The organism is Microbacterium sp. MMO-56, assembly GCF_037146215.1.
In the GTDB taxonomy this organism is placed as follows: domain Bacteria; phylum Actinomycetota; class Actinomycetes; order Actinomycetales; family Microbacteriaceae; genus Microbacterium.
Map to the genome: position 1 here is coordinate 14,059 of NZ_JBBCVW010000007.1, position 23,542 is coordinate 37,600.

A 23,542-nucleotide genomic window follows, 5' to 3' on the forward strand; every position below is an offset into this window, starting at 1 on the left:
ACCCCGTCCCGCCCCGCCGCACCCCGCCGCGCCCGCACCCCGCCGCGCCCTCTTCGGTGGCGAGTGTCCACGACACGCGGCGCGGCACGCCCCCTGCGCCGCGTGTCGTGGACACTCGCCGGGGAGAGGGAGGGCGAGGAAGGGGTGAGGAGGGGAGAGGGACGGGTGAGCAGGGGGAGGAGGAAGGGGGAGGAAGCGGGCGGGCGCCCGTAGGATTGACGGGTTATGAATCCTGACGCCCTCTCCGCCGCTCTGCTCGCCGTCATCGCCCCGCTCGCCGAGGCCCGACGCGAGGGCTCGAGCGCGGGACTGACGCCGTCCGACCTTCCCCTCGAGCGGCCGCGCAACCGCGACCACGGGGACTGGGCCTCCAACGCGGCGCTCAAGCTGGGCAAGGCGGTCGGGGCGAACCCGCGCGAGTTCGCGCAGGAGATCGCCGACGCCCTCGTCGCCGTGCCCGGCGTGGCGAGCGTCGAGGTCGCCGGTCCCGGCTTCATCAACATCCGGCTGGATGCCGCGGCGGCGGGCGCCCTGGCCCGGACGATCGTCGAGGCGGGCGCCGCCTACGGCACGAACGACTCCCAGCGCGGAGCGAGCATCAACCTCGAGTTCGTCAGCGCCAACCCGACCGGCCCGATGCACATCGGCCACACCCGGTGGGCAGCGCTCGGGGATGACATCGCCCGCGTGCTGCTGGCGAGCGGCGCGACCCTCGTGCGCGAGTTCTACGTCAACGACGCGGGCGCCCAGATGGACCGCTTCGGCCGCTCGGTCCTCGCCGCCATCCTCGGCGAGCCCACGCCGGAGGACGGCTACCCCGGCTCGTACATCCAGGAGCTGGCGCAGCGCGTCGAAGCCGAGCTGCCGGGCATCCGCGACCTCGACGCCGACGCGCGCCTGATCGAGGCCCGTGACCGCGCCTACCGCCTGCAGCTGGGCGACCTCCAGGCGTCGCTGGAGAAGTTCAACGTGCACTTCGACGTCTTCTTCAGCGAGCGGACCCTGCACGCGGCGGGCCCCGACGGCGGCCCGAGCCTCGTCGACGAGGCCGTCGACCGCCTCCGTGAGCAGGGGCACGTCTTCGACGCGGAGGGCGCCGTCTGGGTGCGCACGACCGACTTCGGCGACGACAAGGACCGGGTCATCCGCCGCTCGAACGGCGAGTACACCTACTTCGCCGCCGACGCCGCCTACTACCTCGACAAGGGCGACCGCGGCTTCCGCCACAAGATCTACCTGCTCGGCGCCGACCACCACGGCTACGTGCACCGGCTGAAGGCGCTCGCCGGCGCCGCCGGCGACGACCCCGAGAAGGACATCGAGGTGCTGATCGGCCAGCTGGTCTCCGTCAACGGCGCGCGCCTGTCCAAGCGGGCCGGCAACATCATCGAGCTGGACGATCTGCGCGACTGGCTGGGTACGGATGCTTTGCGCTACTCCCTGGCACGCTACCCCGCCGACTCGCCGCTGACACTCGATCCCGAGATCCTGCAGAAGCGCACCAACGACAACCCGGTCTTCTACGTGCAGTACGCGCACGCGCGGACCCACAACGTCGCCCGAAACGCCGCCGAGTCGGGCGTGGACCGCAGCGCCTTCGCGCCCGAGCAGCTCACCCACGAGACGGAGTCCGCGCTCCTGGGCGCTCTCCAGGAGTTCCCGCGCATCGTGGCGTTCGCCGCCGAGCTGCGCGAGCCGCACCGCGTCGCGCGCTACCTGGAGGAGCTGGCCGGGCTCTACCACAAGTGGTACGACACCTGCCGGGTCACGCCTCTGGGCGACGAGCAGGTCACCGATCTCCACCGCACCCGGCTGTGGCTGAACGATGCCACGGGTCAGGTGCTGCGCAACGGCCTCGACCTGCTCGGCGTGAGCGCGCCCGAGCGCATGTGACATGACGCGTCGCCGCCGCTGGCCCTGGATCCTCGCGCTCGTCGCCGTCGTCGGGCTCGTCGTCGCGGCCTGGTTCGCGGGGGAGTACATCGCCCGCGGGATGGTCGAGCGGACGATCCGCGAGCAGGTCGTGCGGAACCTCGATCTGCGCGCCGACCAGCAGATCGACGTCGACGTCCCGGGACCGATCCTGCCCCAGCTCATCGTGGGGAGCCTCGGCGAGGTCACGATCTCCTCCGACGACGTGACGCTGCAGCAGCAGGGCGGGGGGACGGCGCTCACGGCGGATGTCACGGTCGTGGCGAAGGACGTGCCCATCCGCGGCGGCGACTGGAGCGGCGCGACCGCGACCGTCACCGTCGATCAGCAGCAGCTGCGGGACCTCCTGCGCGGCATCGACGGCTTCCCCGCCGACACGGTCACGATCGACGCCCCGCAGATCGGCGTCTCGATGGACCTCTCGCTGTTCTCGCTGACGGTGCCGGTCGGAGTCGGACTCACCCCGAGCGTGTCGGCGGGGGAGGTCGTGCTCACGCCCGCGACTCTCCGGGTCGGCGACGCGGAGGTCTCCGCCGACGTGCTGATCGACCAGTTCGGCGCGGTCGCGCGCACCGTCGTGCGGGACTGGAAGGTGTGCATCGCGCCGTACCTGCCCGCCGCGGTCTCGCTGACGGGCGTCGAGGTGCGACCGGGCGCGCTCGTGGCGACGTTCGAGATCGACAGCGCGATCCTCCAGCCGGGCGCGGCGGAGCAGAAGGGCACGTGCGCCTGAGCCCGACGCCGTCGCGGGCGTGCATGCGCGGGCCGGAATGCGGCGGTGCCCTAGACTTCTAGGACTGCCGGGCGTGACGTGACCGTCGGCAGCCCGATTTCCCACCCCGATTGGTGCTCGCCGTGTCCGCCGTCCCCGACCGCCCACTCGTGCCGGAATGGCTCGACGTCCCGCAGGATGCGAATCTGCTCGCCGCGGACGTGTGGCCCGAATCGGCCGCCCGTGACGAGAGCGGCGAGCTGCGGATCGGCGGCGTCGGCGTCGCGGAGCTGCGCGAGCGATTCGGCACACCGCTGTACGTCTTGGACGAGGACGGCGTGCGCGCCCGCGCCCGCCGCGTGCGGGCGGCCTTCGACGACGCCGCGGCACGTCACGGCATCCAGGCCCGCGTCTACTACGCGAGCAAGGCGTTCCTGTCCACAGAGGTGGTCCGCTGGGTGACCGACGAGGGCCTCGCGGTCGACGTCGCCACAGGCGGCGAGCTCGCCGTCGCCCTGGCGGCGGGCGCCGACCCCGCCCGGCTCGGGCTGCACGGCAACAACAAGTCGGTGGCCGAACTCGAGCGCGCCGTCGAGATCGGCATCGGATCGATCGTCGTGGACTCGATGATCGAGGTCGAGCGCATCGCCGAGATCGCCGAGCGCCGCGGCCTGACGGGGGACACCGCCCAGAAGGTGCTCATCCGCGTCAACACGGGCGTGCACGCCGAGACGCACGACTTCCTCGCGACGGCGCACGAAGACCAGAAGTTCGGGTTCCCACTGGCGGATGCCCCCGCCGTGGCGCGTCGCATCCGTGAGCTCCCCTCCCTCGACCTCGTGGGCCTGCACTGCCACATCGGGTCCCAGATCTTCGGCACCGCCGGTTTCGCGGAGTCGGCCTCGCGCCTGGTCGAGCTGTACGCGGACCTTCGTGCGACGGGCGGGCTGCGGGTCCTCAACCTGGGCGGCGGCTTCGGCATCGCGTACACCTCGGTCGACACCCCGACCGAGATCGAGGAGCTCGCCGACGGCATCGTCGACGCCGTGGCCCGCGAGTGCGGTGCCCGGGGCGTGCCGCTGCCGGACCTCGCCTTCGAGCCCGGCCGCTCGATCGTCGGCCGCGCGGGGGTCACGCTCTACGAGGTCGGTACGGTCAAACCCGTGCGGGTCTCCGAGGACCTCACCCGTCTCTACGTCAGCGTCGACGGGGGCATGAGCGACAACGCGCGTCCCGCCCTCTACGGTGCGCAGTACTCCGCACGGATCGCCTCGCGCGCCTCGACCGCCGCCCCGGCGCTCAGCCGCGTCGTCGGCCGCCACTGCGAGTCCGGCGACATCGTCGTGGACGCCGAGTACCTCCCCGGCGACGTGATGCCGGGCGACCTGCTCGCCGTCCCCGCGACGGGGGCCTACTGCTTCTCGCTCTCGAGCAACTACAACTATGTGCCCCGCCCGCCCGTCGTCGCGCTCCGCGGCGGCGCGGCCCGGGTCATCGTGCGCGGTGAGAGCATCGACGATCTGCTGGCGCGCGACGCCGGCATCCGCACACCGACCGAGGACACCGAATGACTGACGACCGCCGCCTCCGCGTGGCGCTGCTGGGCGCCGGATCCGTGGGATCGCAGGTGGCGCAGCTGCTGCTGCGCCACGGCGACGAGCTCGCCGACCGGGCGGGCGCGCGCCTCGAGCTCGTCGGCGTCGCCGTGCGCGACCTCGACGCCCCCCGTGACACCGACATCCCCCGGGAGCTGCTCACGACGGACGCCGAGCCCCTGATCGTGGGCAGCGACATCGTGATCGAGCTCATGGGCGGCATCGAGCCGGCCCGCACCTACCTGCTGCAGGCGCTGAACGCCGGCGCGGACGTCGTCACGGGGAACAAGGCGCTGCTCGCCACGCACGGCCCCGAGCTGTTCGAGGCCGCCGACCAGGTGGGCGCCTCCGTGCACTACGAGGCCGCGGTCGCCGGCGCAATCCCCATCATCCGGCCCCTGCGCGACTCGCTCGCCGGTGATCGCGTGCAGCGCATCCTCGCGATCGTCAACGGGACGACCAACTACATCCTCGACCGGATGGATCTCGAGGGCGCCGACTACGCCGACGTCCTGGCCGATGCTCAGCGTCTGGGCTATGCCGAGGCCGACCCGACCGCCGATGTCGAGGGCTACGACGCCGCGCAGAAGGCGGCGATCCTCGCCTCGCTCGCGTTCCACACCACCGTCCCCCTCGAGGCCGTGCACCGCGAGGGCATCTCCCAGGTGGACGCCGCGCTGATCGAGTCGGCGCGCGCCGCCGGCTACGTCGTGAAGCTGCTCGCGGTGTGCGAGCGACGCACCGACGAGGGACGCGAGGCGATCTCGGTGCGCGTGCACCCGGCTCTCGTTCGTCGTACCCACCCGCTCGCGAGCGTGCACGGCGCGAACAACGCCGTCTTCGTGCAGGCCGAGGCGGCGGGGGACCTCATGTTCTACGGCGCCGGCGCCGGCGGCGTGCAGACCGCCTCGGCGGTGCTCGGCGACCTCGTCTCGGCGGCCCGTCGGCACATCGCCGGCGGGGTGGGCGTGGGGGAGTCGACCCGTGCGAACCTGCCGCTGCTGCCGATCGGACGCGCCTCGACCCGTTACCAGATCACGCTCGAGGTCGACGACCGCCCGGGCGTGCTCGCGACGGTCGCGGGCATCCTCGCCGACGGCAACGTCTCGATCGCGACGGTCGAGCAGAAGATCATCCCGGGCGCCGGGGCCGCGCGTGCGCGTCTGGTCATCGGCACCCACATTGCACTCGAGCAGGATCTCGGGGACACGGTCGAACGGCTCGCCTCCAGCGGCGTCGTCGAGCGGGTCGCCTCGGTGCTGCGGATGGAAGGAGACTGAACATGGCACACGTCTGGCGCGGAGTCCTCCGCGAATACGCCGACCGGCTGGGCGTCACCGACGCATCGACCGTCGTCACCCTCGGCGAGGGCGGCACGCCGCTCATCCCCGCCGCGTCGCTGTCGCAGCGCACGGGCGCCGACGTCTACGTCAAGTTCGAGGGGATGAACCCGACGGGCTCGTTCAAGGACCGCGGCATGACGGTCGCGCTGTCGCGCGCCGTCGAGCACGGCGCGAAGGCCGTCATCTGCGCCTCGACGGGCAACACCTCGGCCTCCGCCGCCGCGTACGCGGCCCACGCGGGCATCACCGCGGCCGTCCTCGTGCCCGAGGGCAAGATCGCGATGGGCAAGCTCAGCCAGGCGGTCATCCACGGCGGACGCCTCATCCAGATCCGCGGCAACTTCGACGACTGCCTCGAGATCGCGCGCGAGCTCGCGGACAACTATCCGGTGCACCTCGTCAACTCGGTCAACCCCGACCGCATCGAGGGCCAGAAGACCGCGGCGTACGAGATCGTGTCGCAGCTGGGGGATGCCCCGGACTTCCACTTCATCCCGGTCGGGAACGCCGGCAACTACACCGCGTACACGCGCGGGTATCGCGAAGAGGCCGAGCGCGGCGTCTCGACGCGCGTGCCGCGCATGTTCGGCTTCCAGGCCGAGGGCTCCGCGCCGCTCGTGCGCGGTGAGATCGTGAAGAACCCGGAGACGGTCGCCTCCGCGATCCGCATCGGCAACCCCGCGTCGTGGGAGCTCGCCCTCGAGGCGCGCGACGCGACGGACGGCTGGTTCGGGGCGATCTCGGACGAGAAGATCCTGGCCGCGCAGAAGCTGCTCGCCGGGACCGTCGGCGTCTTCGTCGAGCCGGGCTCGGCCATCAGCGTCGCGGGTCTGCTCGACCGCGCCGAGGCGGGTCTCATCCCCGCCGGGGCGAAGGTCGTGCTCACGGTCACGGGCCACGGCCTCAAGGACCCCCAGTGGGCGCTGCGCAACGCCGACGGGTCGGAGGTCACCCCCACGGTGGTCGACGCGTCGACCTCGGAGGTCGCCTCCGTGCTCGACCTGGCATGACCGGGTCGGCTGTGGTCGCCGGGCGCTCGGTCGCGGTGCGCGTGCCCGCGACGAGCGCGAACCTCGGACCGGGATTCGACACGCTGGGCCTCGCGCTGAGCGTGTACGACGAGCTCGTCGTGACGGCGCTTCCCGAGCCCGGGCTGGAGATCGTCGTGACCGGCGAGGGTGCGGGAGAGGTCGCGACGGATGCCTCGCACCTCGTCGTCCGCTCGATGGCGTACGCCTTCGAGGCGGTGGGTCGCGAACTGCCGGGCATCCGGCTCGAAGCGGTCAACACCATCCCGCACGGGCGGGGGATGGGCTCCTCCGGGGCCGCGGTCGTGGCGGGGATCCTCGCCGCGAAGGGTCTGCTGGAGGGCGAGGCCGCCTTCGGTCCCGACACGCTGCTGCGCCTGGCCACCGAGCTCGAGGGGCACCCCGACAACGTCGCCCCGGCGCTGTTCGGCGGCCTCACGATCGCCTGGATGGACGAGAGCGGCCCGCAGCACAAGAAGCTGCTCGTGCACCGCGGCGTCTCGCCGCTCGTCTTCGTGCCGGAGTTCACGATGTCGACCGCCGTCGCCCGGGGGCTCGCGCCGCTGCAGGTGACACGCGAGGACGCGGTCTTCAACGTGTCGCGCTCCGCGCTTCTCATCGCCGCCCTCACGCAGAGCCCCGAGCTCCTGCTCGCCGCGACGGAGGACAAGCTCCACCAGTCCTACCGGGCGCAGGCGATGCCGGAGACCGATCGCCTCGTGCGGGCGCTGCGGGCCGAGGGGTTCGCGGCGGTCGTATCCGGCGCCGGGCCGAGCGTGCTCGTGCTGGCGGACGGGCCCGGACAGCGCCTGGACGCCGCGCGCGTGGCCGCGGAGGTGTCGGACACACCGTGGCAGCCCCTCATGCTCGCCGTCGATGTCAGGGGTGGTACAGTGAGGAACACTACGGAGGGTTCCACGGCACGTCCGTGAGTCTGGCCTCCGTCGCAATTCTGCGAAACCCCTGCACAACACCCCCCGCTCTCGTGCGCCCGCATCGGGCACCGAGACGAACCGGGTCGGCGCCTGCTGTGGACGGCGCCTGTGCGGACCTGCCGTGTCCACATTCCTATCGAAGGAGACCTCGTGGAGTCACTCTCCGAGATCCAGACCGACAACGACGCCGCGCGCGAGGATGCCACGGTCGACGCCCCCGTCGCCGAGACCGCCCCCGCGGAGGAGACGCCCGTGACCGAGACGCCTGACGCCGAGACCGACGCTCCGGCCGCCGAGGCCGAGACGCCTGACACCGAGGCGCCTGACACCGAGGCCGAGACGCCCGCCGCCGAGGACGCTCCCGTCGCCGACGTGCCCGCCGCCGCCGAGGACGCTCCCGTCGCCGACGTGCCCGCCGCCGCCGAGGACGCTCCCGTCGCCGACGTGCCCGCCGCCGCCGAGGACGCGCCCGCCGCCGAGGCGGAGTCCGCCCCCGCCGCGGAGGACGCCCCTGCGCCCGCCGCCGAGGAGGCCCCCGCGGAGAAGCCCGCGCGGGCGCCCCGCAAGCGCGCGCCCCGCCGCGCGAAGAGCACCGACGTCCCCGCCGAGCAGCCCGCCGCCGACGCGACCCCCGCCGAGCAGCCCACCGCGGAGCAGCCCGCCGCGGAGGACGCCGTCGAGCAGAGCCCCGCCGAGCCGGCCGCCGCCGAGGAGTCCCCGGCCGACGAGCCCGTCGCGGAGGACGCCGCGCCCGCCGAGGCGACCGCGGTGACCGAGGGCGATGCGCCCGCCGATGCCGGTGCAGGACAGACGGACGCGCAGGCGGAGGCGCCGACGGAGGGCGAGACCCCCTCGCGCTCGCGCAGCCGCTCCCGGTCGCGCAGCCGCGGTCGCGGCCAGAAGACCGACGCCGGTCAGAACGGTGCCAGCCAGAACGGTGCCGCCCAGAACGGTGGCCAGGCCGTCGCCGCGCAGAACACGCCCGACGCCGCGGAGTCCGACGAGGACGGCCAGGGATCCGGTCGGGGTCGCCAGCGCAACAAGCGCCGCGGCCAGGCGCAGAACGGCGACGAGTTCGAGACCGAGATCGGCGAGGACGACGTCCTCATCCCGATCGCCGGCATCCTCGACGTCCTCGACAACTACGCCTTCGTCCGTACGACGGGCTACCTGCCCGGCACGAGCGACGTGTACGTCTCCCTCGGCCAGGTCAAGAAGTACAACCTGCGCAAGGGCGATGCGGTCGTCGGCGCGATCAAGCAGCCCCGCGAGGGCGAGCAGTCGAGCCGCCAGAAGTACAACGCGCTCGTCAAGGTCGACGCGATCAACGGCCTGTCGGTCGACGACGCCGCGAACCGCGTCGAGTTCGGCAAGCTCACCCCGCTCTACCCGCAGGAGCGTCTGCGCCTCGAGACGGCCCCCGAGAAGCTCACCCAGCGGATCATCGACCTCGTCGCCCCGATCGGCAAGGGGCAGCGCGGACTGATCGTGGCGCCCCCGAAGGCCGGCAAGACCATCGTCCTGCAGCAGATCGCGAACGCGATCGCGACGAACAACCCCGAGGTCCACCTCATGGTCGTCCTCGTCGACGAGCGTCCCGAAGAGGTCACCGACATGCAGCGGACCGTGAAGGGCGAGGTCATCGCCTCGACCTTCGACCGTCCCGCCGAGGACCACACGACGGTCGCGGAGCTGGCGATCGAGCGCGCCAAGCGCCTCGTCGAGCTCGGTCGCGACGTCGTCGTGCTGCTCGACTCGATCACCCGTCTCGGCCGCGCCTACAACATCTCGGCGCCGACCTCCGGTCGCGTGCTGAGCGGTGGAGTGGACGCATCCGCGCTGTACCCGCCGAAGCGCTTCTTCGGCGCGGCGCGCAACATCGAGAACGGCGGATCGCTGACGATCCTCGCGACCGCCCTCGTGGAGACCGGATCCAAGATGGACGAGGTCATCTTCGAGGAGTTCAAGGGCACCGGCAACAGCGAGCTGCGCCTGTCGCGTCAGCTCGCGGACAAGCGCATCTTCCCGGCCGTCGACGTCAACGCGTCGTCCACGCGGCGCGAGGAGATGCTGCTGAGCCCCGATGAGGTCAAGATCACCTGGAAGCTGCGCCGCGCCCTCGCCGGCCTCGACCCGCAGCAGGCGCTCGAAGTCGTCCTCGGCAAGCTCAAGGAGACCTCCTCCAACGTCGAGTTCCTGGTCCAGATGCAGAAGTCGATCCCGGCTCCCGCGAACGGACACGGCGCCGGCGGCCACGGGCACGAGAACAGCATCCGCTGAGCGCACTCCCGTGCTCGAGTCCGTCCAGGCGCTGATCGACGAGCACCGCGCGGTCCAGGAGGAGCTCTCCGACCCCGCGGTGCACGCCGATGCCGCGCGAGCCAAGCGCGTCAACCGGCGCTATGCCGAGCTGTCCAAGATCGTCGCCGCCCACGAGGCGTGGTCCACGGCGTCGGACGACCTGGAGGCCGCTCGCGAGCTCGCCCGCGAGGACGAGGCGTTCGCGCAGGAGGTCCCGGCCCTCGCCGACCGCGTCGCGCAGGCGCAGGAGAAGCTCCGCCGCCTGCTGATCCCGCGCGATCCGGACGACGCCCGCGACGTCATCCTCGAGGTGAAGGCGGGGGAGGGCGGTGCCGAGTCCGCCCTGTTCGCGGCCGATCTGCTGCGGATGTACCTGCAGTACGCCGCGTCGATGGGATGGAAGACGGAGCTCCTGGAGCGCAACGAGTCCGATCTCGGGGGCTACAAGGACGTGCAGGTCGCGATCAAGGGCACCTCCACCGACCCGGCTCAGGGCGTCTGGGCGCACCTGAAGTACGAGGGCGGCGTGCACCGCGTCCAGCGCGTCCCCGCGACCGAGTCGCAGGGACGCATCCACACCTCGACGACGGGCGTGCTCGTCTTCCCCGAGGTGGATGAGCCCGAAGAGATCCAGATCGACCCGAACGATCTCAAGATCGACGTGTTCCGCTCCTCCGGCCCGGGCGGGCAGTCCGTCAACACGACCGACTCCGCCGTGCGCATCACGCACGTTCCCACGGGCATCGTGGTCTCGATGCAGAACGAGAAGAGCCAGCTCCAGAACCGCGAGGCGGGCATGCGCGTGCTGCGTGCGCGTCTGCTCGCCAAGCAGCAGGAGGAGCGGGATGCCGCCGCCTCCGACGCCCGACGTTCGCAGATCCGCGGCATGGACCGCTCCGAGCGCATCCGCACCTACAACTTCCCCGAGAACCGGATCGCCGACCACCGCACCGGCTACAAGGCCTACAACCTCGACCAGGTGATGGACGGGGCGCTGGGTCCCCTGATCGAGTCGGCCGTCTCGGCCGACGAGGAGGCGCGCCTGGCGGCTCTCGGCGGGGAGTGAGCGGCGCAGGCGCTACGCTCGCGTCATGATCACGTTCCTCATCCGCTCCCTGATCTTCCTGGCGTCGGCCGCCGTCGGCCTCGTGGTCGCCGACCTGGTGCTGCCCGGCTTCGCGATCGACTGGCGCAACCCCGGCGGCTTCGTGCTGGCGATCGTGATCTTCGCGGTGCTGCAGAGCGTGCTCGCGCCGTGGCTGGCGCGCGTCGCCCAGCGCAACGCCCCGGCCTTCCTCGGCGGCATCGGCATCGTCTCTACGTTCGTCGCGCTGCTGGTCACCGCCCTCATCCCGGGGGCGGGGCTGACGATCTCGACGCCGTGGTGGACGTGGATCGTGGCACCCATGATCGTGTGGGTGGTGACGGCCCTGGCGACCTGGCTGCTGCCGGCGCTGTTCCTCAAGAGGCGGATCCAGGAGCGCCGCGGCGGGACCGACCGGTCGCGTCAGATGTAGTACTCCGGCGTCGTCAGCAGCGCCCGCGTGTCGTCGCCGGCGACGCGTCGGCGCATCTTGGCGGGGACGCCGACGAGGATCGAGTCCTCCGGCGCGTCGCGGGTCACGACGGCGTTGGCGCCGATGGCCGAGCCCGCGCCGATCGTGATCGGTCCGAGGATCTTCGCCCCCGCTCCGACGGCGACGCCATCGCCGAGGGTGGGATGGCGCTTGCCGCCCTCGCGCGTGCGACCGCCGAGGGTGACCCCGTGGTAGAGCATGACGTCGTCGCCGATCTCCGCCGTCTCGCCGATGACGACGCCCATCCCGTGGTCGATGAAGAACCGGCGGCCGATGACGGCGCCGGGGTGGATCTCGATGCCGGTGAGCCAGCGGGTGAGCTGCGAGAGCGCACGCGCAGGGAAGCGCAGCCCGCGCCGCCAGAGGGCGTGCGCCAGGCGGTACGACCAGATCGCGTGGAGGCCCGAGTAGAGCACGGCGATCTCGATCCCGCTGCGGGCCGCGGGGTCGCGCAGCTTGGCGGCGGCGATGTCCTCGCGGACACGGGCCACGGCTCCGAGTCGGCGCGCAGCGGGATCGGTGGGGGTGTCGCTCACGTCGCGGATCAGTCCTCGCGCAGGTGCTCGTACAGCGCCGTCGACAGGTAGCGCTCGCCGAAGGACGGCACGATCACGACGATGTTCTTGCCCTCGGCCTCGGGACGGGCGGCGACCTGGAGCGCGGCCCAGATGGCCGCGCCGGAGGAGATGCCGACGAGGATGCCCTCGGTCGTGGCCACCTCGCGCGCGACCCGGATCGCGTCGTCGAACTCCACGTCGACGACCTCGTCGATGACGCCCTGGTCGAGGATCGGCGGGATGAAGTTCGGCCCGATGCCCTGGATCTTGTGCGGACCGGGCGTGCCCTTGGTCAGCAGCGGCGAGTCGGCGGGCTCGACCGCGACGATCTTCGCGTCGGGAACGCGCTCCTTGAGCACCTGACCCACGCCGGAGATGGTGCCGCCCGTGCCGATGCCGGCGACGAAGTAGCCGATCTCGCCGTCCGTGTCGCGGAGGATCTCCTCCGCGGTGGTCTTGCGGTGGATCGCGACGTTCGCCTCGTTCGCGAACTGCTTCGCGAGGATCGCGCCGGGAGTCTCCGCCGCGATCTCCTCGGCCTTGGCGACGGCGCCCTTCATGCCCAGCCCGGGCTCGGTGAGGACGAGCTCGGCGCCGTACGCCTTCAGGAGCAGGCGTCGCTCGATCGACATGGAGGCCGGCATCGTGAGGATGACCTTGTAGCCGCGCGCCGCACCGACCATGGCCAGCGCGATGCCGGTGTTGCCGCTGGTGCCCTCGACGATCGTTCCACCGGGCTTCAGCTCGCCCGAGGCCTCGGCGGCGTCGACGATCGCGATGCCGAGGCGGTCCTTGACCGAGGAGGCAGGGTTGTAGAACTCGAGCTTGGCGAGGACCGTGCCGGGCAGACCCTCGCTGACGCGGTTGAGCCGGACGAGCGGGGTGTTGCCGAACGCGCTGGTGATGTCGGGATGGATGCCGGACATGGAATGCCTTTCGTGAGGTACCCAGATTCGTTGTCGAGCCTAAGCGGGCGCGACGATGCGCGGGCTGAATGTGACGAATCATCACGCCGAGGGTTGCCACCGCGCCGATAGGCTGGCAGGACCCATGAGCGCACCGCACCACCGTCCCGACTCCGCCGCGCCCGCCCTCTCCGACGTGCTCCGGCGCGCGGCTGCGACGCTGGCTGCGGCGGGCGTGCCGACCCCGGAGGTCGACGCCGAACTGCTCGCCGCCCACGTCCTCGGTCGCTCGCGCGGAGAGCTCGCCGCCATCGCGCTCCGCGGCGGCGACGCGGACCTCGACCTCGGGGACTTCGACGCCCTCGTCGAGCGGCGGGCCGCGCGCGAGCCCCTGCAGCACCTGACGGGCGTCGCCCCCTTCCGCCATCTCGAGCTGCGCGTCGGCCCCGGCGTGTTCGTTCCGAGGCCCGAGACCGAGATGGTCGCGCAGCTCGCCATCGACGCCCTGCGCGCATGCCCCGACGCCGAGCCCATCGGCGTCGACCTCGGCACGGGGTCGGGTGCCATCGCGCTCGCTCTGGCGACCGAGGTCGCGCACGCCCGCATCCACGCCGCGGAGAACTCCGTCGACGCGTTCGTCTGGGCGAAGGAGAACGTCGCGCGGATCGCGCCGCAGACCCGCCTCGCCTTCATCGATCTCGCCGCGGCGTTCCCCGAGCTCGACGGCCAGGTCGCCGTCCTCGTCTCCAATCCGCCGTACGTTCCCGATGAGGCGATCCCGCGCGATCCCGAGGTGCGGTTCTGGGACCCGCCGTCCGCCCTCTACGGGGGAGAGGACGGTCTCGACGTCGTCCGGGTGCTCTCCGAGGTGGGGATGCGCCTGCTGCGTCCCGGCGGCATGCTCGTCATCGAGCACGGGGAGTGGCAGGGAGCCCCCATCCGCGAGCTGCTGGGCGGCGACGGCTGGCGCGCCGCGGCGACGCATCCCGACCTCACGACGCGTGACCGGGCGACCACGGCCATCCGGCCCTGACCGCAGGTGCCCGGCGCACCGGGGCCGGGGCCGGGGCCCGGCGGGCCGCCCGGACCGCGCGGATGCCCGCCGTAGACTGGGAGCGCTATGTATGAGCTCTTCGACTGCCGCGACGCCGAACAGCTGCTCCCCGGCATGCGCAAGGCGCGCCAGGCGATCGGCCGGGGCGAGCTCGTCGTCCTGCCCACCGACACCGTCTACGGCGTGGGCGCCGACGCGTTCAGCGCGGCTGCGGTCGCACGCCTGCTCGCCGCCAAGGGCCGCGGTCGCCAGTCCCCGCCGCCCGTGCTCGTCGCCGGCGTTGCCACCATGCGTGCGCTCGTGGCGGAGGTCCCCGAGCCCGTGGAGCGGCTCGTCGAGGAGTTCTGGCCGGGTGGGCTGACCATCGTCCTGCCCGCGCAGCCGTCGCTGTCGTGGGATCTCGGCGACACCGCCGGCACGGTGGCGGTGCGGATGCCCGCCGAGCGGTTCGCGCTCGAACTGCTCGAGGAGTGCGGGCCGCTGGCGGTCTCCAGCGCGAACCTCACGACGCGTCCCGCCGCTCTCGACGTGCACGGTGCGATCGAGATGCTGGGCGACGCGGTGTCGGTCTACCTCGACGGCGGCCCGGTGCGGACGGGGCTGTCCTCCACGATCGTCGACGCGACGGGGCTCGCGGCCGGCAGCACCCGCCCCGTGCGGGTGCTGCGCGACGGCGCCATCGGTCGCGCGCGCCTGCGGGACGTGCTCGGCGACCTGCTCGAGCCCGACCCGCTCGACGCCGAGTCGGCGGCGAGCGGCCCCGCGTGAGGTACTACGTCCTCACCGTCGTCGTGACGGCGATCGCGACCCTCGCCTTCACGGCGATCGTCTGGCGGGTGGGGCTGCGGTACCGGCTGTACCCGGAGATCCGCGATCGCGACGTGCACACGACGCCCAAGCCGCGCATCGGCGGTGTGGCGATGTACCTGGGCGTCCTCGCCGCGTTCGCGCTGTCGTCGCAGATCCCCTACTTCGCGATCTTCTGGGCGGAGCCCGCGGCGATCTGGTCGCTGCTGGGTGCGGCGACGCTGATCGTCGTCGTCGGCGTCGCCGACGACCTGTGGGATCTGGACTGGATGATCAAGCTGGGTGCGCAGTTCCTCGCCGCCGGCATCGTCGTGGGCTTCGGGGGCATCCAGATCTTCGCGATCCCCCTCGGCATCCAACTCGTCGTGTCCAGCTGGGTGAGCTTCGCTCTCTCGGTGCTCGCGATCGTCATCGTCATGAACGCCATCAACTTCATCGACGGCCTGGACGGGCTCGTGGGCGGCGTGGCCCTCATCGCGAACGCGGTCTTCTTCGTGTACTCCTACATGGTCGCCCGCGACACGGGTGCCTCGAGCTACTCCTCGCTGGCATCCTTCATCGCGGTGGTCCTGATCGGCGTCTGCGCGGGCTTCCTGCCGCTGAACTGGAACCCCTCGAAGCTGTTCATGGGGGATTCCGGCGCTCTGCTGCTCGGGCTGCTGATGGCCTCCTCGGCGATCGCGTTCACGGGGAGCCTCCCGCCGAGCCTGCTCGGCGACAACGACGTCTTCGGTCGCTCGCAGCTCCTGGGTGCGTTCATCCCCATCCTCCTGCCGATCGTGGTGCTGCTGCTGCCGCTCCTCGACTTCGGGATGGCGGTGATCCGTCGCATGGGCAAGGGGCTCTCGCCGTTCTCGCCCGACCGCAAGCACCTCCACCACCGCATGCTCGACATGGGCCACAGCGACCGGGACGCCGTCCTGATCTTCTACGCGTGGACGGCCGTCGTCTCGGTCGGCGTGCTCCTGATGTACCTCGGCACGACCCAGGACTGGCCGGGGGACTACCTCCCGGGCGTGGCGTATCTGCTCGTCGGCGCGGTCGCGTGCGTCATCGTCACGCTCCTGCCCTCCGAGCGTCCGCGCGCCGTCGCGACCGCGGGGATCGATCCGACCGACCCGATGGATCCTCGCGACCCCACTCATCCCACCGATCCCACCGACCCGGCCGGCACCCCGGCCGGCGACCCCCGGAGGACCGCATGACCGAGGCATCCGCCCCGAACGATCCCTCGACGCCCCGCGAGGTGTCGAGCAACCGCCTGTTCCGCACGACCCTGCTCTGGTCGGCCGCGGTGGCCGTCGGCCTCGCCGTCGTCGGCGCGCTCGTCGGCTTCGCCGTCGACGGCACCTCCGGGCTGTGGAGCGCACTGGTCGCCGTGCTCCTGGCCGCGGTCTTCCTCGGGCTCACCTCCGGGACGATCCTCGTCGCGAACCGCTGGTACGGCGACCCGCTGTACGTCCCGATCTTCTTCGGTGCGGTGATGGGCGGATGGATCGTGAAGTTCGCCCTGTTCATCGTCGTCCTGCTCGTCCTGCGCGGCGCGGACTGGCTCAACGGCACCGTGTTCTTCGTCGCCCTGGTCGTGAGCGTCCTCGCCTCGCTCGCCGTCGACGTCGTCGTCATGCTCCGGATGCGCGTGCCGCACGTCGGCGACGTGTCGCTGCCGACGCTCTCCGACATCATCGACGACGCCCGCCACGGCGTCCGTCCGTCGACGTCGACGCCCCCGGAAGAGGGGGAGGCCGAGGGCGCCGCGGAGGCGGCGCGCGAGAACCCCCCGCGGGACTGATAGGCTGTCGTCTGCGCCCGTTCGCGCCGCCCACACCAGCAGTGCGACGCGTGCGCAGTGACGCTCACACCGACCATCGTCGCCCCGGTTCGCCGGTGCCCCGAAGCTGGAGCCAGCGCTGTTTACCCAAGCTGCGACCCTGATCGCCAAGACCGCCGAAGACGGCGGCTTCCACGGACCTTCCATCGATGAGTTCTTCCCGGACGTTCTGTTCGAGGTGTTCGGCATCCCGGTCACGCGGATCCATCTGATCCAGTTCCTCGCCACCGTCGGGCTGATCATCTTCCTCTGGGCGGGCACCCGCCGGATGCGGATCGTCCCCGGACGGTTCCAGAGCATCGCCGAGATGGGCCTCGACTTCGTGCGGGTCAACATCGCCGAGGACCTCCTCGGGAAGAAGGACGGTCAGCGGTTCCTGCCGATCCTGACGACCATGTTCTTCATGATCCTGTTCTTCAACATCACAGGCATCATCCCGTTCCTGAACCTGGCCGGTACGAGCATCATCGCCGTGCCGCTGATGCTCGCGGTCATCAGCTACGTCACGTTCATCTACGCGGGCATCAAGAAGAGCCCGAAGAACTTCTTCAAGAACGCGCTGTTCCCCGCCGGGGTGCCGCCGTTCCTCTACATCATCGTCACGCCGCTCGAGTTCCTCTCGACCTTCATCATCCGGCCGGTGACGCTGACCCTGCGACTTCTGATGAACATGATCGTCGGGCACCTCATGCTCGTGCTGTTCTTCTCCGCGACGCAGTTCTTCCTCATCACCCTCGGCGGCTGGTGGTCGGCTCTGGCGGCGGGCTCGCTCGCCTTCGGCCTCGCCTTCACGCTGTTCGAGGTCCTGGTCGCCTTCCTCCAGGCCTACGTCTTCACCATCCTCACCGCGGTCTACATCCAGCTCGCGGTGGCAGAAGAGCACTGAGCGGGCGAGGCTTCCGCCTCTCCCACCCAACCCCGAAAGGAAACACCCCGTGGACGCAACTACGGTTCTCGCCGAGCTCACCGGCAACGTCGCGACGATGGGCTACGGCCTCGCCGCCATCGGCCCCGCGATCGGCGTCGGCATCGTCGTCGGCAAGACGATCGAGGGCGTGGCCCGTCAGCCCGAGCTGGCCGGTCGCCTGCAGGTCCTCATGTGGATCGGTATCGCCTTCACCGAGGCGCTCGCCTTCATCGGCATCGCTGCCGGCTTCATCTTCCAGTAAGTCGCCCCCCAGTCTTAAGGAGACAGGATGCTGAATCTTGTCGCGTACGCCGCGGAAGAGGGCGAGGCGCACAACCCGCTCATCCCCGCCTGGTACGACATCATCTGGTCGGGTGTCTGCTTCATCGTCATCCTCATCGTCGTGTGGAAGGTCGCCCTTCCCAAGATGAAGGCTCTCCTCGACCAGCGCGCCGCCGCCATCGAGGGGAACATCGCGAAGGCCGACGAGGCTCAGCGCAAGGCCGAGGCCGCCCTCGAGGAGTACACGGCGCAGCTCGCCGAGGCTCGCAAGGAGGCCGGAGAGATCCGCGACGCCGCCCGTGAGGACGGCAAGAAGATCGTCGCCGAGGCGAAGGACGCCGCATCGACCGAGGCCGCACGCGTGACCGCGGCCGCGCACACGCAGATCGAGGCGGAGCGCCAGTCGGCGTTCGTCTCGCTGCGCAGCGAGGTCGGCACGCTCGCGCTCGATCTCGCCGGCGGCGTGATCGGCGAGTCGCTGTCCGACGACGCCAAGGCCAAGGGCGTCGTGGACCGCTTCCTCGCCGACCTCGAGAAGGCGGAGTCCACGGCGGAGGCTCAGAAGTAATGGGCAGCGCGACCACTCAGGCACTGGCGACGACCACGGCGGAGCTGTCGGCGGCGACCGTGAGCGACCTCTCGGTCGCCCGCGGGCTGTTCGCGGCCGCGCGCGAGATCGCCGACTCGGCGCAGCTGAGCGGCGCGCTCTCCGCGTGGGGCGCTCCCGGCGAGGCGCGTGCGCAGGTGGCCCGGACGGTGTTCGCCGGGTACGGCCCCACGGTCGTCCAGCTGCTCGCCTCCGCCGTCGCGGTGCGCTGGTCCTCGACCGAGGATCTCGTCTCGGGCATCGAAGAGCTCGCGATCCGCGCCGCGGCGATCGGGGCACCGGGTACCGACGTGGAGGGCGAGCTGTTCCAGGTCGCCCGCACCGTGGCTGCCAACCCCGAGCTGGAGCTCGCCCTCGGCAGCCGCCTCGGCGATGCGTCCGCCAAGGGCGCGCTCGTCGAGAAGCTCCTGGGCGGCCGGGCCGGCGAGGCGACGACGCTCATCGCGTCGCAGCTCGTCCAGCAGCCGCGCGAACGCCGCGTCCGGTCCCTGCTGCAGCGGGCGCTGCAGCTGGTGGCCGACCAGCGGGGCAAGAAGGTCGCGACCGTCCGGGTCGCGGGTGCGCTCGACTCCGCCCAGCAGGACCGCCTCGCCGCGGCGCTGCGCTCCCGGTACGGCGCCGATGTCACCCTGAACGTCGTCGTCGACCCTCAGGTGCTCGGCGGCATGCGCGTGGAGATCGGTGACGACGTCATCGACGGGACCGTCTCCTCTCGAATCAATGACTTGCGCCAGCGCCTCGCTGGCTAGAACAGAAGGAACACCATGGCAGATCTCACCATCAGCCCCGACGTCATCCGCGACGCGCTGAAGGACTTCGTCGCCGCGTACGAGCCGTCCGGAGCCGCCGCGACCGAGGTCGGCACGGTCGTCGACGCCGCCGACGGCATCGCGCACGTCGAGGGCCTCCCCGGCGTCATGGCGAACGAGCTCGTCCGCTTCGCGAACGGCGTCGAGGGCCTCGCGCTGAACCTCGACGAGAACGAGATCGGTGTGGTCGTCCTGGGCGACTTCTCCGGCATCGAGGCGGGCCAGAAGGTCACGCGCACCGGCGAGGTGCTCTCGGTCGCCGTCGGCGACGGCTACCTGGGCCGCGTCGTCGACCCGCTCGGCAACCCGATCGACGGCCTCGGCGAGATCGCGACCGAGGGTCGCCGCGCCCTCGAGCTCCAGGCTCCCGGCGTCATGCAGCGCAAGAGCGTGCACGAGCCGATGCAGACCGGCATCAAGGCGATCGACGCCATGATCCCGGTCGGCCGCGGCCAGCGTCAGCTCATCATCGGCGACCGTCAGACCGGCAAGACCGCCATCGCGATCGACACGATCATCAACCAGAAGGCCAACTGGGACTCGGGTGACGTCACCAAGCAGGTGCGCTGCATCTACGTCGCGATCGGTCAGAAGGGCTCCACGATCGCCTCGGTCAAGGGTGCGCTCGAGGACGCCGGCGCGATGGAGTACACGACGATCGTCGCCGCTCCCGCCTCCGACCCCGCCGGCTTCAAGTACCTGGCCCCCTACACCGGCTCGGCCATCGGCCAGCACTGGATGTACGGCGGCAAGCACGTCCTGATCATCTTCGACGACCTGTCGAAGCAGGCCGAGGCCTACCGCGCCGTGTCGCTGCTGCTGCGCCGCCCGCCGGGCCGCGAGGCCTACCCGGGCGACGTCTTCTACCTGCACTCGCGTCTGCTGGAGCGCTGCGCGAAGCTCTCCGACGAGCTCGGCGCGGGCTCCATGACGGGTCTGCCGATCATCGAGACGAAGGCCAACGACGTGTCGGCCTACATCCCGACGAACGTCATCTCGATCACGGACGGCCAGATCTTCCTGCAGTCCGACCTGTTCAACGCGAACCAGCGCCCCGCGGTCGACGTGGGCATCTCGGTCTCCCGCGTCGGCGGTGACGCCCAGGTGAAGTCGATCAAGAAGGTCTCCGGCACGCTCAAGCTCGAGCTCGCCCAGTACCGCTCGCTCGAGGCGTTCGCGATGTTCGCCTCCGACCTCGACGCGGCCTCGCGTCGTCAGCTCGAGCGCGGTGCGCGTCTGACGGAGCTGCTCAAGCAGCCCCAGTACGACCCGTACCCCGTCGAGGAGCAGGTCGTCTCGATCTGGGCCGGTACCAACGGCAAGCTCGACACGATCGCGGTCGAGGACGTGCTCCGCTTCGAGCGCGACCTGCTCGACTACCTCAAGCGCAACACGACGATCCTCGACCGGCTGCGCGAGACCAACGTGCTCGACGACGACACCGTCGCAGAGCTGGGCAAGGTCACCGACTCCTTCATCCTGGAATTCCAGGGCGGCAAGGGGCAGGCCATCAACAAGCCCGGTCACGAAGAGGTCGCGTCGGCGCACGAGGAGGATGTGAACCAGGAGCAGATCGTCAAGGGTCGCCGCGGCTGAGGCCGGGGTCCCGACGACTGAATCCCTGACACACAGAACCTATGGGCGCACAACTCCGGGTCTACAAGCAGAAGATCTCTTCCGCTCAGACGACCAAGAAGATCACGAAGGCGATGGAGCTCATCGCGGCTTCGCGCATCCAGAAGGCGATGGCGCGCGTGCGCGCGTCCTCGCCCTTCGCGCGGGCCGTGACCCGGGCCGTCTCCGCCGTGGCTACCCACTCCAACACGCAGCACCCGCTCACGACGGAGCGCGAGACGATCCGCCGTTCCGCGGTGGTCATCTTCGCCTCCGACCGTGGCCTCGCCGGCGCGTTCAACTCGCAGATCCTCCGTGAGGGCCTGCAGCTGGCCGAGCTCCTGCGGTCGCAGGGCAAGGAGGTCGAGTACTTCCTCGTCGGTCGCAAGGCGGTGGGCTACTTCCAGTTCCGCCGCATGGCGGCCGCGGGCGAGTGGGTCGGCGACACCGACACGCCGCACTTCAACACCGCCGAGCAGATCGCCGGGGCACTCCTGGACGCGTACGACCGCGGCGGCGACGTCGAGGGCGGCGTGGACGAGATCCACCTGGTCTACAACCGCTTCGTCAGCATGATGACGCAGGAGCCGCAGACCGTGCGTCTGCTGCCGCTCGAGGTCGTCGAGGCCGACGAGGTGACGGATGCCTCGGCATCCTCCTCGCAGGTGTATCCGCTCTACGAGTTCGAGCCCAGCCCCGAGGTCGTGCTCGACGCTCTCCTGCCGGTGTACGTGCAGAGCCGCGTCTTCAACGCGCTGCTGCAGTCCTCCGCGGCCAAGCACGCGGCGACGCAGAAGGCGATGAAGAGCGCGAGCGACAACGCGGACAAGCTGATCACCGACTACACGCGCCTGCGCAACAACGCCCGTCAGGCCGAGATCACCCAGCAGATCGCCGAGATCGTCGGCGGCGCCGACGCCCTGGCATCCGGCAAGTAACGTTCCCACCGAAAGAGACAGACAATGACTGCCACCGCCACCGCCGAAAAGGCCGAGACGACGGTCGTCGGGCGCGTCGCACGCGTCACCGGCCCGGTCGTCGACATCGAGTTCCCGCACGATGCGATCCCCGACATCTACAACGCGCTGAAGACGACGATCACGATCGGCGACGAGTCCACCGAGATCACGCTCGAGGTCGCCCAGCACCTCGGCGACGACCTCGTGCGCGCCATCTCGCTCAAGCCCACGGACGGCATGGTCCGCGGCCAGGAGGTGCGCGACACGGGCGGCCCCATCACGGTCCCCGTCGGCGACGTCACCAAGGGCAAGGTCTTCAACGTCACCGGTGACGTGCTCAACGCCGCTCCGGGCGAGACCGTCGAGGTCACCGAGCGCTGGGGCATCCACCGTCAGGCGCCGAACTTCGACCAGCTCGAGTCCAAGACCGAGATGTTCGAGACCGGCATCAAGTCGATCGACCTGCTCACGCCGTACGTCCAGGGCGGCAAGATCGGCCTGTTCGGCGGCGCCGGCGTCGGCAAGACGGTCCTCATCCAGGAGATGATCCAGCGCGTCGCGCAGGACCACGGCGGCGTCTCGGTGTTCGCCGGCGTCGGCGAGCGCACCCGCGAGGGCAACGACCTCATCGGCGAGATGGAGGAGGCGGGCGTCTTCGACAAGACCGCCCTCGTCTTCGGCCAGATGGACGAGCCGCCGGGGACGCGTCTGCGCGTCGCCCTCTCGGCCCTGACGATGGCGGAGTACTTCCGCGACGTGCAGAAGCAGGACGTGCTGCTGTTCATCGACAACATCTTCCGCTTCACGCAGGCCGGTTCCGAGGTGTCGACCCTCCTCGGCCGTATGCCCTCCGCGGTCGGCTACCAGCCGAACCTCGCCGACGAGATGGGTGTGCTCCAGGAGCGCATCACCTCGACGCGTGGTCACTCGATCACCTCGCTCCAGGCGATCTACGTGCCCGCCGACGACTACACCGACCCGGCCCCGGCCACGACCTTCGCGCACCTCGACGCGACGACCGAGCTCTCGCGTGAGATCGCGTCGAAAGGTCTGTACCCGGCCATCGACCCGCTCACCTCGACGAGCCGCATCCTCGACCCGCGCTACATCGGTGAGGACCACTACCGCGTGGCCACCGCCGTGAAGCAGATCCTGCAGAAGAACAAGGAACTGCAGGAGATCATCGCGATCCTCGGTGTCGACGAGCTCTCCGAAGAGGACAAGATCGTCGTCGCCCGCGCGCGCCGCATCCAGCAGTTCCTCTCGCAGAACACCTACATGGCGAAGAAGTTCACCGGTGTCGAGGGCTCCACGGTCCCGATCAAGGAGACCATCGAGTCCTTCGACGCGATCGTCAAGGGCGACTTCGACCACGTCGCCGAGCAGGCGTTCTTCAACGTCGGCGGCATCTCCGACGTCGAGGAGAAGTGGGCGCAGATCCAGAAGGAGAACAGCTGACATGGCGCTGACCGTCACCCTCGTCTCCGCCGAGGAGGAGGTCTGGCACGGCGAGGCGTCCCTCGTCGTCGCCAAGACCGTCGAGGGCGAGATCGGCTTCATGACCGGGCACGAGCCCGTGCTGGCGATCCTCGCCGAGGGCCAGGTGCGCATCACGCAGCAGGACGGCACGAAGGTCGTCGCCAGCGCGCAGGACGGCTTCCTGTCGATGGAGGCCGACGAGCTCACCATCGTGGCCGGCCACGCCGCGCTCCAGTCCTGACCCCACCCGCTGAGAAACCACTCTCTGCGCGAGAAACCACCCCTGCGGGTGTTTCTCGCGACGAGGG

General features: G+C 70.8%; 23 protein-coding genes. 21 read left to right on the forward strand and 2 right to left on the reverse strand.

The window, feature by feature from the left end:
• Positions 1-225: 225 nt before the first annotated feature.
• The 9 genes from WFI00_RS08045 to WFI00_RS08085 all read left to right on the forward strand — a co-directional run bounded on the left by WFI00_RS08045 (position 226) and on the right by WFI00_RS08085 (position 11,363).
• Entirely contained in the window at positions 226-1,893 is a 1,668-nt protein-coding gene (locus WFI00_RS08045) for an arginine--tRNA ligase (RefSeq protein WP_336631770.1), read from the forward strand.
• A gap of 1 nt (position 1,894) precedes the next feature.
• On the forward strand, positions 1,895-2,665 hold the full coding sequence (locus WFI00_RS08050) for an LmeA family phospholipid-binding protein (RefSeq protein ID WP_336631769.1): 771 nt from the start codon (positions 1,895-1,897) through the stop codon (positions 2,663-2,665).
• 122 nt (positions 2,666-2,787) lie between these two features.
• A complete protein-coding gene (gene lysA / locus WFI00_RS08055) occupies positions 2,788-4,215 on the forward strand; it encodes a diaminopimelate decarboxylase (protein WP_336631768.1) in 1,428 nt (475 codons plus the stop codon).
• Entirely contained in the window at positions 4,212-5,519 is a 1,308-nt protein-coding gene (locus tag WFI00_RS08060) for a homoserine dehydrogenase (protein ID WP_336631767.1), read from the forward strand. The genes lysA and WFI00_RS08060 overlap by 4 nt, the downstream gene beginning before the upstream one ends.
• 2 nt (positions 5,520-5,521) lie before the next feature.
• Positions 5,522-6,592, forward strand: a complete 1,071-nt coding sequence (gene thrC, locus WFI00_RS08065; RefSeq protein ID WP_336631766.1) for a threonine synthase — start codon at positions 5,522-5,524, stop codon at positions 6,590-6,592.
• The gene (thrB, locus tag WFI00_RS08070) at positions 6,589-7,542 is read left to right on the forward strand and encodes a homoserine kinase (RefSeq protein WP_336631765.1); all 954 of its coding nucleotides are present in this window, start codon (positions 6,589-6,591) and stop codon (positions 7,540-7,542) included. The genes thrC and thrB overlap by 4 nt, the downstream gene beginning before the upstream one ends.
• 153 nt (positions 7,543-7,695) lie before the next feature.
• Positions 7,696-9,825, forward strand: coding sequence for a transcription termination factor Rho (rho, locus tag WFI00_RS08075; RefSeq protein WP_336631764.1), 2,130 nt, complete (start codon positions 7,696-7,698; stop codon positions 9,823-9,825).
• A 10-nt stretch (positions 9,826-9,835) separates the two neighbouring features.
• A complete protein-coding gene (gene prfA, locus WFI00_RS08080) occupies positions 9,836-10,912 on the forward strand; it encodes a peptide chain release factor 1 (protein ID WP_336631763.1) in 1,077 nt (358 codons plus the stop codon).
• Positions 10,913-10,937: 25 nt separating this feature from the next.
• Positions 10,938-11,363, forward strand: a complete 426-nt coding sequence (locus tag WFI00_RS08085; RefSeq protein ID WP_336631762.1) for a hypothetical protein — start codon at positions 10,938-10,940, stop codon at positions 11,361-11,363.
• Here WFI00_RS08085 and epsC read toward each other — a convergent pair.
• Both epsC and cysK read right to left on the reverse strand, forming a co-directional pair.
• The gene (gene epsC, locus WFI00_RS08090; protein ID WP_336631761.1) at positions 11,354-11,959 is read right to left on the reverse strand and encodes a serine O-acetyltransferase EpsC; all 606 of its coding nucleotides are present in this window, start codon (positions 11,957-11,959) and stop codon (positions 11,354-11,356) included. The genes WFI00_RS08085 and epsC overlap by 10 nt on opposite strands.
• A gap of 8 nt (positions 11,960-11,967) precedes the next feature.
• Complete coding sequence (gene cysK, locus WFI00_RS08095; RefSeq protein ID WP_336631760.1) at positions 11,968-12,906, reverse strand: cysteine synthase A; 939 nt, start codon at positions 12,904-12,906, stop codon at positions 11,968-11,970.
• A 124-nt stretch (positions 12,907-13,030) separates the two neighbouring features.
• Between cysK and prmC the strand changes: the two genes are divergently transcribed.
• The 12 genes from prmC (at position 13,031) to WFI00_RS08155 (ending at position 23,475) form a co-directional block, all read left to right on the forward strand.
• Positions 13,031-13,918 (forward strand): peptide chain release factor N(5)-glutamine methyltransferase, encoded by an 888-nt coding sequence (gene prmC, locus WFI00_RS08100; protein ID WP_336631759.1) that lies wholly within the window; start codon positions 13,031-13,033, stop codon positions 13,916-13,918.
• 87 nt (positions 13,919-14,005) lie between these two features.
• Positions 14,006-14,707 (forward strand): L-threonylcarbamoyladenylate synthase, encoded by a 702-nt coding sequence (locus WFI00_RS08105; protein ID WP_336631758.1) that lies wholly within the window; start codon positions 14,006-14,008, stop codon positions 14,705-14,707.
• Positions 14,704-15,951 (forward strand): MraY family glycosyltransferase, encoded by a 1,248-nt coding sequence (locus WFI00_RS08110; RefSeq protein WP_336631757.1) that lies wholly within the window; start codon positions 14,704-14,706, stop codon positions 15,949-15,951. Before WFI00_RS08105 ends, WFI00_RS08110 begins: the two co-directional genes overlap by 4 nt.
• Positions 15,948-16,538, forward strand: a complete 591-nt coding sequence (locus WFI00_RS08115; protein ID WP_336631756.1) for a hypothetical protein — start codon at positions 15,948-15,950, stop codon at positions 16,536-16,538. Before WFI00_RS08110 ends, WFI00_RS08115 begins: the two co-directional genes overlap by 4 nt.
• Positions 16,539-16,677: 139 nt before the next feature.
• Positions 16,678-17,463 (forward strand): F0F1 ATP synthase subunit A, encoded by a 786-nt coding sequence (gene atpB, locus WFI00_RS08120; RefSeq protein WP_442928316.1) that lies wholly within the window; start codon positions 16,678-16,680, stop codon positions 17,461-17,463.
• A 49-nt stretch (positions 17,464-17,512) separates the two neighbouring features.
• Positions 17,513-17,746: an ATP synthase F0 subunit C gene (gene atpE / locus WFI00_RS08125; RefSeq protein WP_336631755.1), complete on the forward strand. Its 234-nt coding sequence runs from the start codon at positions 17,513-17,515 to the stop codon at positions 17,744-17,746.
• A 27-nt stretch (positions 17,747-17,773) separates the two neighbouring features.
• Positions 17,774-18,334 (forward strand): F0F1 ATP synthase subunit B, encoded by a 561-nt coding sequence (locus WFI00_RS08130; protein ID WP_336631754.1) that lies wholly within the window; start codon positions 17,774-17,776, stop codon positions 18,332-18,334.
• The gene (locus WFI00_RS08135) at positions 18,334-19,122 is read left to right on the forward strand and encodes a F0F1 ATP synthase subunit delta (RefSeq protein ID WP_336631753.1); all 789 of its coding nucleotides are present in this window, start codon (positions 18,334-18,336) and stop codon (positions 19,120-19,122) included. The genes WFI00_RS08130 and WFI00_RS08135 overlap by 1 nt, the downstream gene beginning before the upstream one ends.
• A 15-nt stretch (positions 19,123-19,137) precedes the next feature.
• Positions 19,138-20,778 carry a F0F1 ATP synthase subunit alpha gene (atpA, locus tag WFI00_RS08140; protein WP_336631752.1) on the forward strand — a complete coding sequence of 547 codons (1,641 nt, stop codon included), beginning with the start codon at positions 19,138-19,140 and terminating at the stop codon, positions 20,776-20,778.
• A gap of 41 nt (positions 20,779-20,819) precedes the next feature.
• Entirely contained in the window at positions 20,820-21,734 is a 915-nt protein-coding gene (locus WFI00_RS08145) for a F0F1 ATP synthase subunit gamma (RefSeq protein ID WP_336631751.1), read from the forward strand.
• 24 nt (positions 21,735-21,758) lie between these two features.
• Complete coding sequence (gene atpD, locus WFI00_RS08150; protein ID WP_336631750.1) at positions 21,759-23,213, forward strand: F0F1 ATP synthase subunit beta; 1,455 nt, start codon at positions 21,759-21,761, stop codon at positions 23,211-23,213.
• A gap of 1 nt (position 23,214) precedes the next feature.
• On the forward strand, positions 23,215-23,475 hold the full coding sequence (locus WFI00_RS08155) for a F0F1 ATP synthase subunit epsilon (RefSeq protein WP_336631749.1): 261 nt from the start codon (positions 23,215-23,217) through the stop codon (positions 23,473-23,475).
• Positions 23,476-23,542 lie beyond the last annotated feature (67 nt).

Coding starts and splice junctions, on each gene's coding strand:
- WFI00_RS08130 (WP_336631754.1), top strand. CDS start 17,774: ATGCTGAATCTTGTCGCGTACGCCGCGGAAGAGGGCGAGGCGCACAAC.
- WFI00_RS08105 (WP_336631758.1), top strand. CDS start 14,006: ATGTATGAGCTCTTCGACTGCCGCGACGCCGAACAGCTGCTCCCCGGC.
- WFI00_RS08060 (WP_336631767.1), top strand. CDS start 4,212: ATGACTGACGACCGCCGCCTCCGCGTGGCGCTGCTGGGCGCCGGATCC.
- WFI00_RS08085 (WP_336631762.1), top strand. CDS start 10,938: ATGATCACGTTCCTCATCCGCTCCCTGATCTTCCTGGCGTCGGCCGCC.
- thrC (WP_336631766.1), top strand. CDS start 5,522: ATGGCACACGTCTGGCGCGGAGTCCTCCGCGAATACGCCGACCGGCTG.
- WFI00_RS08155 (WP_336631749.1), top strand. CDS start 23,215: ATGGCGCTGACCGTCACCCTCGTCTCCGCCGAGGAGGAGGTCTGGCAC.
- WFI00_RS08115 (WP_336631756.1), top strand. CDS start 15,948: ATGACCGAGGCATCCGCCCCGAACGATCCCTCGACGCCCCGCGAGGTG.
- WFI00_RS08135 (WP_336631753.1), top strand. CDS start 18,334: ATGGGCAGCGCGACCACTCAGGCACTGGCGACGACCACGGCGGAGCTG.
- WFI00_RS08045 (WP_336631770.1), top strand. CDS start 226: ATGAATCCTGACGCCCTCTCCGCCGCTCTGCTCGCCGTCATCGCCCCG.
- atpD (WP_336631750.1), top strand. CDS start 21,759: ATGACTGCCACCGCCACCGCCGAAAAGGCCGAGACGACGGTCGTCGGG.
- prmC (WP_336631759.1), top strand. CDS start 13,031: ATGAGCGCACCGCACCACCGTCCCGACTCCGCCGCGCCCGCCCTCTCC.
- WFI00_RS08050 (WP_336631769.1), top strand. CDS start 1,895: ATGACGCGTCGCCGCCGCTGGCCCTGGATCCTCGCGCTCGTCGCCGTC.
- thrB (WP_336631765.1), top strand. CDS start 6,589: ATGACCGGGTCGGCTGTGGTCGCCGGGCGCTCGGTCGCGGTGCGCGTG.
- cysK (WP_336631760.1), bottom strand. CDS start 12,906: ATGTCCGGCATCCATCCCGACATCACCAGCGCGTTCGGCAACACCCCG.
- WFI00_RS08145 (WP_336631751.1), top strand. CDS start 20,820: ATGGGCGCACAACTCCGGGTCTACAAGCAGAAGATCTCTTCCGCTCAG.
- atpA (WP_336631752.1), top strand. CDS start 19,138: ATGGCAGATCTCACCATCAGCCCCGACGTCATCCGCGACGCGCTGAAG.